This is a genomic window from Methyloversatilis sp. RAC08, assembly GCF_001713355.1.
Taxonomy (GTDB): Bacteria; Pseudomonadota; Gammaproteobacteria; order Burkholderiales; family Rhodocyclaceae; genus Methyloversatilis.
In genome coordinates, this window is the sequence record NZ_CP016448.1 from 3,282,523 (window position 1) to 3,300,950 (window position 18,428).

Here is an 18,428-nt window from a genome sequence, read left to right on the forward strand (position 1 = left end):
TTGCGGTCGATGGCGACGGCGCGCTGCGCGATTGCACTGCAACATGACCCGGAGAGCCCGGCTGGCTGAGGAAGTAGTGTCTTCTTGAGCGGCCCCTGTGGGAGCGGCGGCCTGTGGGAGTGGCGGCCTGTGGGAGCGGCGGCCTCGCCGCGATAGTGCCGCGACCATCGCCGTGCAGAGTGCGTATCGCGGCGAGGCCGCCGCTCCCACAGGAAGCTCCCACAGGAAGCTCCCACAGGAAGCTCCCACAGGAAGCTCCCACAGGAAGCTCCCACAGGGGGCGCGCCGATACTGGCGCTGCGAGCTACACCTTCGGCACCCTCAGTGCGAACACGCTGCCGTGGCCGACGCGCGAGCGCACGGTCAGCGGGTGCCCCAGCAGCTCGGCCTGCTTGCGCGCCAGCGCCAGACCCAGACCCTGACCTTCATCGTGCCGCGTCTGGCGGTCGTCGAAACGGCGGTACGGAATGAAGATCTGCGGGATCAGGTCTTCGGCGATGCCCGGCCCGGTGTCCCAGACTTGCAACTCCACGTCGTCGCCACGTGGACGGGCGGCGATCAGCACGCGGCCGTGGTCGGTGTAGCGCACGGCATTCGACACCAGATTGTCGAGAATGGAGCGCAGCATCATCGGGTCGCTGTCCACAACCGCCCGGCCGGACCGGATCACCAGTTCGATGCCCTTGTCACGCGCCAGCGGGCCGAACTGGGCGGTGCACGACGCCAGCACCTCGGCCAGCGGCAATGCACGGCGCAGCACGCGCGCCTCGCCCGCCTCCAGGCGCGACAGTTCGATCAGGCGTGACAGCTGGCTGCTCATCGCGCGCACCGCCTCGTCGACACCGGCACAGGCTTCATTCACCGTCGCATGGTTCACTTCGTCATCGCGCAGCGAGCGCAGATAGCGCATGTGCAGGCCGACCGCATGCACCGGCTGGCGCAGGTCGTGCGTGACACCGGCCATGAACAGATTCTTGGCGCGCATCGCGGTCTGCACCGCGTCGCGTTCGCGCCGCAATGTGTCGGCCAGGCGGGCGTTCTGGCGGGTCAGCAGCAGGGCGTTGCGCATCGTCGCGTGGGCGTTGCGGCCAAACGAAATCAGCACCGCCAGGTAGAACACGATGGTCAAGCCGCCGGCAATATTGATGACGCCGCCGATCAGCCACGACTTCACGATGAACGGCACGAGGGCGCACATCAGATACAGATTGAGTGCGCGTGGCAGCGCCGTGGTGGCGGTGACCGCGCCGCCGGCCATGCCGACCAGCATGGCAACGCTGAAGAAATCCATGAACGGGTCGCGCCCTTCGTAACCCAGCCAGGGCAGCACCCCCCAGGCCAGACCGGTCAGCGCCGCGATAGCTGTATAGATGCGCTCGGTGCGGTCGAGCTGGTGACCGGCCAGCACGGCAAGTTGCGGCTGCATCCAGCGCACGTAAAGCGCGCGCAGGGCGACCAGCAGGCAGACGACGGCCAGCCAGACCCAGACCGCCGAGTGCCCCTCGGTGCTGACCAGCACCGCCGCGGCGGTGCTCGCCACGGCCACGTTGCCGGCGACGATGGTGGGCGTATGGCCGAACAGCACACCCAGCAGATCGCGCCGGACCGCCTCGCGCTCGTCCGCGCTGTCATCCGTGCAGTCGTGTGCGTCGAGCAGTATCGACGTCATCGCCATGGTATTTTCCGGCGCATGGAAGCCCGCGAGATTAGCATCGTCGTCGCCGAAGACCACGCCCTGGTGCGCCAGGGTTTGCGTCTGATGCTGTCGCGTGCGCCGCGCGTGCGCTGGCTGGGCGAAACGGGTGATGGCGAAGGCGCGCTGCGGCTCGCCCGTGAGCTCCAGCCCGACCTGCTGCTGCTCGACCTCGGCCTGCCGCGGCTCGACGGGCTCGAAGTGATGCAGGCCATCGCTGCCGCCCATCTGACGACCCGCGTGCTGGTCGTGACGGCGCGTCAGGATGCCGCCACCGTGCAGGCCGCGCTGTCCTTCGGCGCTCATGGCTACATGCTGAAGACCGACGACGCCGACGCGCTGGTGTCGGCCATCCACACCGTCGGCGACGGCGGCTACCACGTCAGCCCGGAACTGGCGACCTTGTTCGGTCATGGCGCGACGACAGAACAAGAAAGCCTGACCAGCCGCGAAATGGACATCGCCAGCCATGTCGGACGCGGCCTGTCGAGCAAGCAGATCGGCGCCGAACTGGGCATTTCCGAGCACACCGTACGCAAGCACCGCGAAAACATCGCCCGCAAGCTCGGCCTGCGCAATGCGGCCGAACTGGTGGCGTGGTCGATCCGCCAGCGCCTGCCCCTGGCTTGATCCGGCCGTGATCCAGTTCCTGGCCGCCGACATTTCTGGCCGCGCGCTACGCGCTTGTTCGTATTTACCGCCCAACAGGCGGCGCGCCTAATTCCCTCCTGAAATTTCCGGCTGTACGTGTGCCGGATTCCGCCCCCTGTGCGTTTCCCGGGCGCGGGATTCGAAGCGGGCACGGTCCGGAAGTCGCGAGCGGGCAGGCGCCCGCCGCGATCCACAACAAGGAGGTTCAGATGAACATTCCCGCTGGCGGGGCGCTGCGCTGCGCTGTTTTCTCCGTGTGCCTGTGGGCGGGTGCAGCGTGCGCCGTGCCGATCACCTTCCAGACGACCGGCTCGTCCGTACAGACCTATTTCGAGGGGCAGCCGCTGGCGAGCGCGCGGTCCCGCATTGACGGATTGAGCGGCGCGCTGGACCTCACGCGCGACGCTCCGGTGCTGGCCAACTACTTCAAGCTGTTTGCGGGCACCGGGCCGGCAGACGAATCCGGCATGAGCGGCATCCAGTACCGGACCCACGCGCTGAGCATGACCGTCATGGGTGTCACCCGATCGTTCGAGGTCGACATCGGCATGCAGGAAATCGCCAACGGCCAGTACCAGCTCTATCGCTTCGATCTGCCGACGCTGACGTTCGACCTGGGCGCGACCGGCGTGCTGACTGTGACACCGGATGCAAACCGCACCCAATCGGTGCAGTTCCTGGCCAATACGCCCCTGTACCACTTTCGCGATGTACGCGCGACCTTCGAGCTGGCCGATCCGCTCGTGACGACCGTGCCAGAACCGGGCTCCCTGGCATTGACGGGGCTCGCTTTCGTCGCGCTGCAGGCGATGCGCCGCCGCCGGGCGGCCCCGCTTTGCAGAAATTGACACATGAAGCGTCCGGATGCGGATTCGACGGCATCCGGACGTGATGCATTGAACAACACCCTTGTCACATCAGCTTACAATCATGTAGGAATAATTCCTACGAACGACCGCAAAGCACGGTCGTGGCAGTAACCGGGAGTCACACCATGAAGAGCACGCAACGTCGTCGCAGCCTGCCCCGGCTGCGTACCCTGGTGGCCAATCTGCATCGCCCGCACGGACTGGCGATCGGCATGGCGAGTCTGCCGCTGCTGATGTCGCCGGCGGCGTGGGCGCAGGCGATCCAGGCGGATGGCCGGACGCTGACGACGGTGAGCACGGTCGGTGCGGTGACGGACATCCGGACCGGGACGATCGCGGGCAACGCCGGTTTTAACTCGTTCAACACGTTCAGCGTCAATTCGGGGCACACGGCGAATCTGCACGTGCCGAGCGGGGCGGTGAATCTGGTGAACATCGTGCGCGATGCGCGCAGCGACATCCACGGCACGCTGAACGCGATCCGCGACGGGCGCATCGGCGGCAATGTGTTCTTTGCCAACCCGCACGGATTTGTCGTCGGCGCGGGTGGCGTGGTGAATGTGGGTTCGCTGTCGGTGAGCACGCCGACGCAGCGCTTCGCGGACCGCTTCTTCGTCAATGGTCAGCCGGACGCCGGATCGGTGGGCCAGTTGCTCAATGGCACGGCGCCGCTGTCGAGCGCGGCGATCCGCATCGACGGGCAGATCAATGCGGCAGACGGGGTGACGCTGGCGGCGGGCACGGTGAGCGTGGCCGGAGCGGTGCTGACGGGTGCGCGCTTCGAAGGTCGCGCGCCGGACTTCACCGACATCGTGAATACGCAGGGTGTGAGCGCGGGCAGCCGGCTGGTCGAGCGGGCGGGGCGCATCTACATCGCGGCGGACGAGGACATCGAGATTGCCGGCACGCTGGATGCGCGCGGCGGCGGCGGCACCGACGGGGGCGACATCGATCTGCGGGCCGGGCGCGACATCGTGGTCGACATCGACGCGATGGTGACGGCGGCGGGCGATGGTGAGGGGTCGGACGGCGGGCGCGTGTATTCGATGGCCGAGCGCAGCGCAGTGATTCGCAGCGGTGCGGTGATGGACGCGAGTGCGGGGGCGAGCGGCGATGGCGGCTTCGTCGAGTTTTCGGCGAAGGATACGGTGGAGCTGGCCGGCGGGCAGTTTCTGGCCGACGGGCGGGCGGGCGGCGCAGCCGGTCTGGTGCTGATCGATCCGCTGAACATCGTGCTCAGTGCGAACCTGCTGCGCGGTGCGGGCGGCTACACCGGCATTCCGGCGGGGCCGGACAGCGGCGTCAGCGTCACCGGCGCCAACCTGCTGCTGCAGGCGACCAACAAGATCACGGTCAATGAAAACATCGTCGTATCCAGCCGTCTGGTCGACAGCGATCACGTCGATGGTGCGTCGATCGGCCACTCCGGCAGCATCACCTTCGAGGCGCGCGAGATTGAACTGAAGTCCGGCAGCAAGGTGCTTGCCCATGCGACCGGCGCCTTCAGTGCCGGCGATGTCAGCCTGCTGGCAAGTGACATCAACGCCATCGGCGCAGTCCGCTCGGCCGATGCTCGGATCAAGGTCGAGAACGCGACCATACGCGGCGCGAACATCAAGCTGTCGGCGCTGGCGGATACCTCGCAGATCGTCCAGTTGCTGGAAACCGCGCCGAATATCTCGCTGTCGCAGGCGCAGACCTTTCTTGACACGGAAATGGACGACATTTCCGACGGACCCGGCGGCGAATACCTCGCCATCACGACCGATGCCACCGCGCTGACCGAAATCAAGGGCTCATCGATCAGTGGCAGCGGTGACGTGACGATCAAGGCGCATGCCGGCGCGCGCGCCGGCTTCGAAAAGATCGCCACGGCGGATGTGACCATCGGCGACCACAACGGTGTCGCCAGCGAAATCAGCGGTCGCAAGGTCGATGTCGCAGCGACGTCGGACACCTCGCTCACCTTCAACGTGCTGGGCAATGCGCTGCGGCTGGCCGACCAGAGCTGGCTGCCGGCCGAAGACAGCGGCGAAGTGCAACTGCTGAACGATCAGCTGTTCGATTTTTCCAGCATCCCGCTGGTGTCGCTGTCGGAATCCACCGCCCGGGTCACCGTCACGGGCGCGACCGAACTGGCGGCGACCGATACGCTGACGCTGTCCTCGTCTGCCACATCGGCCGCCAAGCCCACGTTCGCCGGGCTGGTCGTCTTTTCGGTGGCATGGGGCGAGTCCACGGCGATCGCGGAAACCAAGGTTCAGGGTACGACCCAGCTCTCCAGCGGCAATGCCACATCGGTCAAGGCTGTGACCGACACCGAGCTGAACGTGACTGCCAGTGTCAATTCGACCAACAAGCCGATCGACGCGACCTTCGTGCGCGCGTCAAACAACGCCACCACCAGCGCCATCATCGGTGACGACACCACAACCAACGCCGGCTCCGTCGCGGTCGAAGCGAACACCAAGGCCGATATTTCGGCTGGCGCGATCGCATCGAACACCGGCGGCAGCGGACTGGGCATTTCCGTTGCAGTCACCACCTCGACCACGAACACCACCGCCACGCTGGGCGGCGATGTCACGACCACCAACGGCGACGTCAAGGTCGACGCGACGACCGACATCGCCAAGAACAGCAGCGCTGCCGAAGCGGCGACGCTGGGCAACCCGAACACGCTGTCGGCGAAGATGACGAATTTCACCGCCGGCATCCAGCGCAATGTCGGCAGTTCGATACTGGGCGCCACCGGACTGGTCAGCTCCGGCACGGCCAGCAAGATCACCGACTTCATGTTCCCCGGCATCAAGGAGGGCAAGTTCAACGCCGCCGGTGCCGTGTCCTACACCGACTCGGAAAACAACGCGAGCGCGAGCATTGCAGCAGGTGCGAGCGTCAAGGCGCACGGCAAGGTCGATGTGGTGTCCCTGATCAACGATCGTCCGAGCGCCAGTGCGGACGCCAAGGCCACCTCGACCGGCACCGCCATCGGCGGCTCGGTGGTGATTGCCAATTTCCTGAACAACAGCGACGCCTGGATCGGCGATCTGGCCGAGGTCGATGCGCGAGGCGCGATCCGGGTCGATGCACAGACGCACATTCCATATCCCTGGCAGATCGACTGGAGTTCGCCGGCCGTCATCCTGAATCATCTGCAGGGCAATCTGCTCGACCTCGTGCTGACGACGTTCGCGTTGAATTCGGCCAGCGGCAAGAGTGGCGTCGGCCTCGCAGCAGCAGTCACCGTATTCACGCTCGAGAACAACTCGAACGCCTGGGTCGGCGAGGGCGCCAAGCTCAACACGATCTATGACAACGCGGTCGATGCGGCGCTCGATCTGAGTGGCCAGTCGGTCACCGTGTATGCGAAGAACGACGTCAACACGGTCAATGCAGCCGGCATCCTGTCGAAGAAATTCCTCGGCAGCGGTGGCGGCAAGGCGGCGATCGGCGGTTCGGCAAACGTATTGACCGTCAGCGGCGAAGCGGTGGCGGGCATCCGCGATGGCGCCGATGTGCGCGCCGAGCAGGATGTCGAGGTGAAGGCCGAAAGCAACAACCAGATGGTCACCGTCACCGAGGCGGGCGGCAGTTCCGATCAGGTCGGTATCCAGGGCACGCTGTCGATGAATACGGTGCGCACCGACACCATTGCCTACATCGACGACAAGGCGAAGGTCGATGCGGGAAAGAACCTGACCATCGAGGCGGACAGCGAAATCCGCACGATTTCGGTGGCGGGCGGCATCGTCGTCACCAAGGGGCCGGTCGGCATCGGCCTGTCGGTATCGCTGAACACGCTGGACGCCGACGTGCGCGCCTTCATCGGCAATCGCTCACCGCTCGTCGATCTGGCACCGTCCACCGGCGTCATCAAGGTGGGCGACAACCTGACGCTGAATGCCACGGCTGACACGGAAATCGGGGCCTACTCGCTGGCCGGCGCGGTCGCCACCAGCAGCAAGTCGCAGACCGACGTGCCGGCCGATGCAGGCGAAACGCAGGACGGCGGCTCGAGTGCAGCCGTCGCCGGATCGGGTTCGTCGAGCGGCGGTTCCGCCGGCTCCGGTTCGTCGGGCGGCGGCGCAGGGTCGGGCACCGGCAAGGGCAAGTTCGGCATCGCGGTATCGGGTGACGCATCGGTCAACGACATCGAAGCCGACACGCTGGCCTACATTTCCAGCGGCGTGCAGATCCAGCAGGCTGACAACGTGTCGGTCACCGCAGACAACACGCTGGACATCAACGCACTGTCCGGTGCCGTCACGATCTCAACCCAGCAGGACGGCAACAGCATCGCCGGCTCGTACGCGCAGAACACGCTTGCCGGCACCACCAGCGCCTACATCGCCGACGCGAGCGTCACGCAGAATGGCACGCTGACAATCTCTGCCGACGTCGATGGCAACATCAAGACCCTGTCGGCCACGCTGGCAGGTGCCAAGGGCAAGGCGGGTGTCGCCGGTTCGGTGTCGATCAACGAAATCAGCAACACCACGCACGCCTACATCGCACGTTCGTCGCTGAGCGGTGTCAGCAATGCGTTCATCAACGCCAGCGATCTGTCAGGCATACAGTCGGTGGCCGGTGCGATCGCCTTCGGCGGCAAGGCCGGCATCGGCCTTTCGTTCGCCTGGAACAAGCTCGACAACGATACCCTCGTGTATGTCGATGATTCCGATCTGCAGGCCAGCGGCAGCATCACGCTGGATGCGCAGACCGACAACGACATCGACACCATTTCGGCTTCGCTCGGTCTGAGCAAGGGGCCGTTGGCGGGTTCCGGTGCGGTAGCGATCAATACCATCCACAACACGACCGAAGCTCGGGTAAGTGGCAAGAAGACCGCACTTGGCATGGACGCCGGGACCGGCATCAGTTTGCTGGCAAAGGACGATTCCGAAATCTTCGCACTCGCGGGTGCCATCGGTGCCACGTCGGGCAACGCGGGCATCGGTGCTTCGGTCGCCTGGAGCGAGGTCGGCAATACGGTCAAAGCCACCATTGCCGGTGGTGCCGACGTGCGCACGACGAATGGCGAACTGAAGGTGGATGCAGCCGCCGACACGCGGATCGATGCCACGGCGGTGGCCGGAGGCGTGGCAGACAAGGTGGCGGTATCCGGGTCGTTCTCGTCGGTCGAAACGGACAATACCGTCAGCGCCAGCATCATCGGATCGAAGGTTCAGGCGGACAACAACGCTGTCATCGTCACGGCGCGCGACACCTCCGGCATGCTGTCGATCGCCGGCAGCGCGGCGCTGTCGCTTGGCGGCGCGGCCATCGGGGTCGGCATCGCCTATAACGTCATCGACAACACCACCGAAGCGCTGGTGACCAATTCAGATGTGGATGGCACGAGCATCCGGCTCGAAGCCACCGAGAACGCCGAGATCGAGGCGGTCGCTGCAGGCGGCGGTGGTTCGGCCAAGGTGGCGGTGACCGGTTCGCTGGGCATCAACACAATCAGCAACAGCACCGTGGCCCATGCATCGGGTTCCGACCTCGACGCCAGCGGCGACATCATGATCAAGGCGCGCGACGAATCGGAAATCCTGTCGATTTCCGGCGCGGCGAGCGGCGCCGGTACGGCAGCGGTGGGCGCTGCCGGTTCGTACAACTCGATCGGTGGCGAAGTGCGTGCCGAAATGTCGGGCGGCAGCGCCGATGGCGCCAACGTGCGGATCGACGCCGAGCGTCAGGGCACGCTCGACGTGTGGGCCATTGCCGGCTCGGCCGCAGGCACCGCCGGTTTCGCCGGCTCGATCGCGCTGAACAACGCCGGCGGCGGCACGACCGCGCGCATCGACGACGGTGCCATCGTCAATGCGACCGGCAATGCGGTGGTCACGGCCGAGGCGGATGACTTCATCAAGTCGCGTGCCGGCAGCGTGGCCTTCGGCGGCAGTATCGGCGCAGCCGGCGGCATCGCGTTCAACGACATCCAGTCGACGACAACGGCCGAGGTGACCGGCGCCAACACTTCGGTGACGGCGCTGGGCAACGGGCTGGCTGACCTGATCGATAGCGGCGCACTGAGCGCCTACAACAACAACCAGCTGCCGTCGCAGCAGCCGCTGTCCGGTCGCCAGCAGAAGGACAGCGTCAAGGGTGTCAGCGTGGTCGCGTCGTCCACCGCAATGGTCGAGAACATTGCGCTCAGCGCGGCCGGCGGCGGCAACGCCGGCGTTGCCGCGACAGTCGGCATCGCGATGATGGGCGGCAGCACGACGGCCCAGGTCACCAGCGGGGCCACGCTCAACGCCAGTCTGGGCAGCGGCGATCAGGAAGCACGCGTCGCGGCCTATCACCATGACCAGATCGGGTCGGCCACGGGTGGCGCGGCCATCGGCGGCGACGCCGGCATCGGCGGTGCAGCCGATACGGCCGTGGTGTCGCATGTGACGACGGCGAACGTCGACAACGCCACGCTGAAGGCGAACAAGGCGGTGACCGTCGATGCCGGTTCGACCAGCAAGTTCGAACAGGCCATCCTGGCGGTCGGCGGCGGTACCTATGCAGGCCTGGCCGGCACGATCGGTGTGCTGCTGGTCGATGGCACGACGCAGGCGCTGGTCCACAAAAGCGATCTCGAGTCGCAGGGCACGATCAAGGTCGAGGCCACATCGGACACCGAAGTCGACATCGACGCCGGTGCGCTGGCGGTCAGCGGCGTGGCCGGTGTCGGCATCACGGCCGCCGTGACCGTTATCGAGCAGACCACGCTGGCCCGGGTCAGTGGCGACAGCAGCCGCGAAAGCCGACTGGATGCAGATGGCGCAACGACCATCCGCGCCGATTCGCACTTCGATCAGGAAGTGCTTGCCGCCACGGCGGCGGCGGCTGGCGGCGTCGGGGTGGCGGGCACCATCAACGTCGTATTGGCCAAGGGCACGACCGATGCGCAGGTCGGCACCGGTGTGGAGATCAATTCGGACACCGCATTCGGCGGTACCGATGCGCAGGATGTATTCATCGAGGCGGACGACCTCATCAAGGTCGAGAGCGGTGTGGGCAGTCTGGGCGTGGGCATCGGCGGCGCCGGCGTCGGTGCCGCGGTCGATGTCGTGCTGGTACGCAGCGGTTCGTCGGCTACGGTGGCGACCGGCGCGAAGATCACTGCTGACGGCGACATTTCCGTCACTGCCGACAGCGTGCGCGATATCGACTCAACCACCGCCGCTGCGGCGGGGGGGCTGAGTGCCGGTATCGCCGGCGCGGTATCGGTCATTTCCATCGGCACCCGGCCGGATGGCGACGCCAGCGACAACACCACTGGATCGGTCAGCAAGGCGACCGAACTGGCGTCGCGCAGCGCCACCGGCAACCAGATCGACAGCGACACCGATGCCGCCGACGCGTCGGCAGCGCGCGCGAACGCGGCGCGTGCGGGCATCAATGCGTCGTCCGATTTCAACGCGACGCCGAGCAATACGTCCGCCGCCGCCATCGTGGCCAGCGGCGCCACGCTGAACGCAGGCGGCAATGTCGAAGTGCTTGCACACACGCGCAGCGACACCGACGCCACGGCGATCGGTGCGGCCATTTCCGGTGGCGTGTCGCTGGGCGGCGGCATCGCGATTTCGATGGTCGAAGATCGCACGGTGGCCAGTCTGGCCGGCTCGACCACGGCAAGCGGTGACGTGACCGTGCGGGCGACCGATGATCAGCCGGACGTTTCCAAGTTGCGCACCTACGCCGGCGGTGCCGGTCTGGCCGGGCTGGCTGCCAGCTTCGCGTGGCACGAAAAGTCCTCGACCGCGACGGCCAGTCTGGGTGGCATCGTGACGGCGAGCACCGGCAGCGTGACGGTCAATGCAAAGGTCGATCACAACCTCGATGCCGAAGGCGGGGCGGCCGCCCTGGGTGTCGTCGGTATCGGTGCCGCGATCGCCTACGTCGATGAAACCAGTTCCGCCGAAGCACAACTGCTGAACGGCGCCGATATCACCGCCGAGTCGCTCGACGTGTACGGACAGTCGCGCACGACTTCGAAGGGCGAGGTGGAAGCGGCCGCAGGCGGCATCGTGGCCGGTGCGGGCGCCGATGCCAATGTGAGCGACGAATCAGCCGCCCGGGCGACTGTCGGCAACAACGTGAAGGTGACGACCGTCGGCGGCCTGACGCAGATCCGCGCCGACAGTGACCCGGTGGCGGAAGCGATCACCGTCGGCATCGCCGTGTCGGCCGGGCTGTCGATCGGCGTGTCGCTGGCCGAAGCCACCGTCGATACCGATTCTCTCGTCACCATCGGCACCGACTTCGACGTGACGGCCGGAAACCTCACGCTGAAGGCGCAAACCCTGCCGCGCTCCGGGCGCGAAACGGCAAACGCCGACGCGCTGGCAGCCGGCGGCGGTCTGCTGCTGGGCGCAACCGCGACCGAAGCCGTCGCCACGGTCGAATCGATCACGCGTGTCCAGATGGGTGCCGGTCACGACATCAAGCTCGGCAACGGCGTGTTCAACACGCTGTCGAAATCGATAGTGAGTGGGCTGAGCGATGTGAGCGGCATCGCGATCGGCTTCATCGCAGCCGGTGGCAACAGCGCGGAAACGACGGTGGACAGCACGACCGAAGCGCTGATCGGTGCAGGCACGATCAACGCCGGCAGCATCGTCATCCGCAGCGAAAGCAGCGACACGCTGGATGCCGAATCGGAATCGGGGGCCGGCGGCCTCGGCGTGCTGCTGGCGGCCAGCGTGGTCAATGACGCCGACGCGACCACCACGACGCAGGTCGCGGGCACGCTGCGTGCGGCCACCGTAGACATCGACGCCAAGCACACCACCGACTTCCAGGGCACCGCCGACAGCACGTCGGCGTCGGTCGCCGGCTACTCGGGCGCCTGGGTCACCAACACGGTAGACAACACGACCAAGGTCGAACTGCTGAACGGCACCCGCATCGAGAATGCGCAGACGGTCGACATCGACGCCGAAACGCGAGTCATCAAGGGCTCGGCCGGTGCCGACTGGACGGTGCAGGCGGCGTCCGGTGGCATCCTGTCCGGCGCATCCGGCGCCAGCTACTCGACGATACGCAACGACACCGACGTGCTGATCGGCAGCAATGCCTTCATCGATGCACGGGTGGCCGGTCTCAACGCCGGTGCGATACGCATCGGTGCAAAGAACGATGTCGATGTGTACGACGCGGTGCTGCTCGACACCGGCGGCGCGATCGCGATCGCGCACACCGAGTCGTACATCATGGCCGACAAGAACGACGCCGACATCACGGTCGGTGCCGGCACGCTGGTGCAGAGCGACGGCGACATCGTGCTCGATGCGCGCACCGAAGCCATCATCGATACCGAGGCGCAGAGCAAGACCTACGGCCTGGCGGGTGCGCCGTCCGGCGAGTCGCTGTCGCGCCTGATCACCAGCAACGACATCCACCTGAACGGTGCGCGGCTCGAATCGGAAGAGAACATCCGCCTGCTGGCCGGCCACAACAACAACCTCGTTGCCGACGCCGAAACCCGGCTGTGGAACAAGACGGTCATCCCGATCAACAGCGTGCCGGACGCACACGGTGAAATCCGCCAGGACAATCGCATCAGCATTGCCGCCTACAGCGCCGACCTGACCGGCATCACCGGCATCCGCGAACAGCAGATCGCACGTGCGGCGGTCGCCTCGGTCAAGGACATCGACCTGAAGGCGGGCGAAGGCAGCCACACCACGCGCGGCTATGGCAGCGGCACCGACCTGTACCGCGAGGCGCTGGAAGCGCTGGGCAGGATTTTCGACGACGACATCAGCCTCGACATCAAGGGCGGTTCGCAATTCACCGACTCGCGTTCCGGCGTCAACGTCAATGGCACGGTATTCGCCGGTACGCGCCACCACCAGTACCTGGAGTTCGGCGCCAACGGCCAGATGGTGCGCCAGTCGGAGAACATGAGCTTCAGCCGGCGCAACAATGTGTCGCTCGCGCGTGAAATCCAGAGCCGGATCGACGCGCTGCAACTGCTCTACAACGAGTACATCAATGACAATCCGGATATCGCCAACGGTTTCCTGAACGACATCCAGATACTGCAGGCGCGTCAGACGCAGCTGGGTGTCGGCGCGACCGTGAATTTCGTCGATGTGGACCCGGCTGCCGCCTACACCGGCAACATCAGCATCACCGGTGACTGGCTCACGGGAGCCTCGTCGGCGGAATTGATCGCGCCGGGCGATTCGATCATCGAAGTGATCAACAACGGCAACCAGTTCCTGCGCATCAAGCCGGGTGTCGCAGCGCTCGACTGCATGGCGGCGCTGTGCATCCCGGGCGAGGCCGGCGGTCTGGTCACGCTCAACGGGGTGCGGGTCAGTTCGACGGCCGAAATCAACGCCCGCAACCAGTATGGTCAGGTGGCGAGCTTCGGCGCCGGCAATGTGGTCGATCGCACCAATTCGCCCGACCCGAAGATACTGCTGAAGAACACCTATGAAGATCCGGTCAACCTGAATGCACTGAGGCCGGAAATACATGTCGATGGTGACCTGTCCAACGCGCGCGGCATCGTCAAGATCGAAAGCACCGGTTCCGTGCTGGTGGCGTCGAATGTCATCGCCCAGACGATAGACATCGCGACGAAGGGCGATTTCATCAAGACCTTCTCGCTCGGCTTCAGCCACCTCGCGGGCGACCCTTCGCTGTACGACGTTGTCGCGGGCTACATCAACAGTGCAGGCAATTTCTTCAACGGCTTCCAGCAGCACTACGAGGCGATCGCAAAGTCGGAGTTCGGTGTCGCCACCAGTGCCTTTTCGACCACCCCCTGGTACAACACCTACAAGGCGTATTCGGTCGCCAATGCCGGCCTGACGTCCGAAGGCAGCACCATCGCCGGGAACAATGTGTTCATCAGCGGCGAGAAGCTGAACATCAACGGCTTGATCCAGAGCGGGCTGACCGACTACAACCTGACGATCAATTCGACCGTGCTGAATCAGGCGAGGGCGGCGAACGGCGGCTGGGTCGCGCTCGAACTGCCATCGGCCGGCAGCACGCTGGCTGATGTGTTCCGACCCAAGGTGCGCTGGGACAGCGCCAGCAACACCCTCGAGCTGGGCTCGATCCAGGTCGAGGGCGGCTACATGCAGTTCTACGGCGACATCTTCAGCACCGGCAACGGTCAATTGAAGGTGCGCGACGGCTACGGGCGGATCGAGGTCAACAACACCTCCGGCGCAAGTCTGGCGCTGAACAGGCTCGATACCGGTTCGGCAGCGGCCGGCACGATCAAGATCATCGACACCAGCACCAAGCTCAACGGCAAGCCGCTGGAAACCGTGATCACGCGTCTGAACGGACAGGTGACCTACACGCAGACGAATGCGTCGTCCGACGGCCTCCGCCCGACGGTCAATGTGCTCGGCGATGCCTCCGGCAGGCTCGCGACGTACAACCCGCGTGGCGAGCGCCGGTTCAAGTGGATCAATGCGGAAACCTACGACGTCTACAAATGGGAAACCTATTCGAAGAGCCTGCTGTTCGATGCCGCGTTTCTGGATGCACTGTCCAAGGATCCGGGCGGCCGGTCCGGCGGTGACACCACGACGACGCGGACGGAACGCATCAGCGGTGACTGGCTGGCGCAGGACAACCGCACGGCTGACTACATCATGGATTTCACCAAGACGCGAACCGGCGTCGCGACCAAGGGCGTCGACTCGCTTTGGATTGTCGACAGCTACGGTTCGGACTGCGCCGGTGATCTGTGCGTCTCGAAAACGTATGTGTCGCGCAAGGAATGGGAGTGGACCGAGCGCAATTACTATGTTCACAGCCTGAATGCATCGAAGTCCATCAACATCCAGTTCATCGGTCACGACACGGGGCTGCTGAACGTCAGCAGCAACGGCGCGCTGGCGTTGCAGGGGGCTGTACGCAATCTCACCGGAAACACGTCGCTGTCCGGCACCGGCATTGTGGCGGGTGACGTCGCCCAGATCATCGCCGGCAACCTGACGATGACCGCGACCAACGGCTCGATCGGCGGCCCGGCCCTGGCCGGCAGCAATCACATCAAGCTCGACCTGCAGGGCACGGGCGCGCTGACCGCGACGGCGACCGGCGGCGTGGCACTGTGGGAAACCAAGGGCGACCTGCGCCTCGTCAATGTCACCGGTGGCAATGGCAGCCTGGTTGACCTGAAGGCGGACGCCAATCTGGTCGACGCCAATGGCACGGCGAACAACGTCGCGGGTGGTTTCGTACGGCTCACATCGGAGAACGCGGGCATCGGCAGCATTGCCGATCCGCTCGAGATCGATGTCCGCTCGTCGAATGGCTGGATCGAAACCAGTGCCGCTGGCGACACCGGGCTGACCGAAACCGACGGCGACATGAGACTGCTCGCGGTGTCGGCCAATGGTGGCGACGTGCGGCTCGAGTCGGTCAATGGCTCGATACTCGACGTCAATGACGCCCAGCAGGTCGATGTGGAAACCCGTACGCAGTTGCTGCAGGTGGCACAGCGTGCGCGGCTGACCGCGTCGGCGGGTGCGAACCAGAGCATCGACAACACGCTCAAGGCGTACAACGATCAGAAGGAGCAGGATTACCTGCAGTACTGGCAGATGCGCGGCCTGAAGGAAAACTTCGACGCCACGGGTGTATCCACCGGCTTCACCGCGGCCGCCTACGACGCCGGCTACACCTTCGTGCTCGATGCGCAGACCGCACAGGCGCTGCGCACCGCCAATGGCTGGGGTGACGCCGAAATCGCCGCCTACCAGAACCAGCGTACCGCCTTCTTCCATCAGGCGGCGGCCGAATTCGGCACCGGCAGCGCTTCCACGTTCAACAAGAACTTCAGCTACAACGTCGCCACGCAGGACGCCACGCGCGCCGATGCGCTGCGCGACGGCGGCGCCTGGACTGAAGCCGAAGTCACCAACCGCATCGCAGCCGGCCTGTTCAAGGACACCTCGGATACCGAAGTGCTGATCGAGGAAGCCAACGTCATCGGCGAGAACATCCAGCTGATCGCCGCCCGCGGCATCGGCAAGGAAAGCACGGCGCTGGTCATCGGTACCAACCCGACCGCGTGGAGCGAAGACGAACAGCTCGCACTGATCGCCGCCGAGCGCGCTGACGTGCGCATCGACACCGATGCGAAGACCATCACCATCCTGCGCAAGGACGATGTCGATTTCACTGCGCAGAACAACGGCACGATCACCGCAACGGCGACCGACAGCATCTACCTCGGTTCGGAAGAAGACGTCCGGGTGGCCTTGATCGCCACCCCGGCCGACGTGCGGATGAAGACCGCCGGTGCCTTGCTGAGTGCCGCGACGATCGGGCAGGCTGCCGTGCAGTCACGCAACGTGACGCTCGAAGCCGGCAGCGGCAACCTCGGCCAGGACACGCTGGACCTGATCGTGCAGGTGGCCAACAACGCGACCGTGACGGCACGCGCCGGGGGCGATCTGTTCCTGTCGAATCTGGCGGGTGACCTGCGCATCGACCAGATCTACACACCGAGCCTTGCACGCATCCGCTCGGCGGGTGCGCTGGTCGAAGTGTCGTCCGATCTGCAGCGCGACATCCAGGCGCGCTACCTCAGCCTGTTCGCCGCCACCACCATCGGCGGCGCCGGCAGCAGCGAACTGGACGCGCTGGATCTGGGCGCGTCGCCTGACGGCTGGGTCGAACTCGAAGCTGCCGACGGCATCCACGTACGTGCCGTCGATGGTGCGCTCGACGTACGCAGCGCGCTGGCCAGCGCCGGTGACGTCACGCTGCGTTCGCCCGGCGACCTGAACATCGGCACCATCGAAGCGGGCGGCAATCTGATGCTCGACGCCGCGGGTGACCTGATGCAGTCGGCGCAGACGGTGGCGGCGGTCGGCAACATCGACCTGTCGGCCGCGCGCTACATCATGGCCGACGGGGCGACGCTGCGCGCCCGCGACGGCGGCATCGACATTGCGACCACCGGCGATGTCGTGGTCGGCCGCATCGAGGCGACGAACAACGCCACTGCCCAGGCACTGCGCATCGTCGCCGGCGGCGGCATTTACGATGGCGGCGACATCGGCACCTACGATCTGGTCGCCGCCACGCCGGGGGCCGGTGTGGTGCTTGAAGCCCCCGACGGCATCGGCAGCGCGACCTGGAACAACGGGACGCCGCTGCCGGCGGCCGATGCACTGGAAACCGACATCGCGCTGCTCGACGCGATGTCGACCGCCGGCGGCGTGCAGATCGACGAGAAGGACGATGTCGAGATCGGCGCGATCAACGCCGACGGCGATCTGTCGATCAAGGCCGGCGGTACGATCAGCGGCAACAGTGCCTACACCGCGCGCGGCAACCTCGACCTGCTGTCCGGCAACAGCGTGACCGTGCTGGAAGCGACGGCGGAGGCCGGCAACGCGACGGTGATCGCCGAACAGGACATCATCATGGATTCGGTGACCGCCGGGCAGGGCGTGAAGCTGGAGGCGATCAACGGCCGCGTCAGCGTGAAGCGGCTCGCCGGCGATACGCTGGACATTTCCGGCAAGGGCGACATCGATCTCGGTACGCTCAGCGTGAAGTCGAAGATGAGCTTCAGCACCGAATCGATCACCGCCCGGGTCATTCACACCGGCACGGCGGGTCCGCTGCTGATGAATGTAACGGGACCGCAGGGCGGCATGGCGCGCTGGGTTGATCTGACGTTCGACAGTCCGATCGGCACGCGGTTTGAGCGGCTGTACTCGCAGGACGCGCGGATCGAGACGGAGCGTGGCTGGCTGGAGGTGCTGGACGGACGGATCGACAATCAGGCGCGCTTCATCAACCCGCAGAGCAATGTGTACATGGACAACGTGACGACGGTGATCGAGCCGGCGGACATCCAGCTCAATGCGCCGGACGGGCGGTTTGCGCTGCGCCTGGAGCGCTACCGTCTGGTGACGGACGAGACCGCGCTGACGCGCAGCCCGCTGCACGAAGTGGTCAATGCGACGGACCCGGACAACAGCGGTCGTGAGGAGTCGCGCAACGCGATCGAAGGACGGGTGCCGAATCCGACGCGCCCGCAGGCGGTCAATGTGGTGCCGGCGCTGTCGCAGATCGCGATCAACATTCCGCTGGACATCCCGGCCGTGAATTCGGGCGAGGAAGAGACGGAAGAGGAAGCCGAGGCCCGCCGCCAGGCCGAGGACGAGGCAGAGAATGACACCCCGAAGGAGACGGCACAGTGAGGCGCACACCCA

At 65.7% G+C, this 18,428-nt stretch carries 4 protein-coding genes; 3 read left to right on the top strand and 1 reads right to left on the bottom strand.

The window, feature by feature from the left end; genetic code table 11:
• Nucleotides 1–304: 304 nt before the first annotated feature.
• The gene (locus tag BSY238_RS14995; protein WP_069039854.1) at nt 305–1,675 is read right to left on the bottom strand and encodes a sensor histidine kinase; all 1,371 of its coding nucleotides are present in this window, start codon (nt 1,673–1,675) and stop codon (nt 305–307) included.
• A gap of 15 nt (nt 1,676–1,690) precedes the next feature.
• Between BSY238_RS14995 and BSY238_RS15000 the strand changes: the two genes are divergently transcribed.
• From BSY238_RS15000 to BSY238_RS15010, 3 genes are all read left to right on the top strand, one after another.
• Nucleotides 1,691–2,323: a response regulator gene (locus BSY238_RS15000; protein WP_069039855.1), complete on the top strand. Its 633-nt coding sequence runs from the start codon at nt 1,691–1,693 to the stop codon at nt 2,321–2,323.
• Between the two features lie 230 nt (nt 2,324–2,553).
• Entirely contained in the window at nt 2,554–3,192 is a 639-nt protein-coding gene (locus BSY238_RS15005; protein ID WP_069039856.1) for a PEP-CTERM sorting domain-containing protein, read from the top strand.
• Nucleotides 3,193–3,338: 146 nt separating this feature from the next.
• Nucleotides 3,339–18,416, top strand: coding sequence for a leukotoxin LktA family filamentous adhesin (locus tag BSY238_RS15010; RefSeq protein ID WP_069039857.1), 15,078 nt, complete (start codon nt 3,339–3,341; stop codon nt 18,414–18,416).
• Nucleotides 18,417–18,428 lie beyond the last annotated feature (12 nt).

What these genes read in the sequence shown, in the direction of transcription:
- BSY238_RS14995 (WP_069039854.1), bottom strand. Translation starts at nt 1,675, where the DNA reads ATGGCGATGACGTCGATACTGCTCGACGCACACGACTGCACGGATGAC.
- BSY238_RS15000 (WP_069039855.1), top strand. Translation starts at nt 1,691, where the DNA reads ATGGAAGCCCGCGAGATTAGCATCGTCGTCGCCGAAGACCACGCCCTG.
- BSY238_RS15010 (WP_069039857.1), top strand. Translation starts at nt 3,339, where the DNA reads ATGAAGAGCACGCAACGTCGTCGCAGCCTGCCCCGGCTGCGTACCCTG.
- BSY238_RS15005 (WP_069039856.1), top strand. Translation starts at nt 2,554, where the DNA reads ATGAACATTCCCGCTGGCGGGGCGCTGCGCTGCGCTGTTTTCTCCGTG.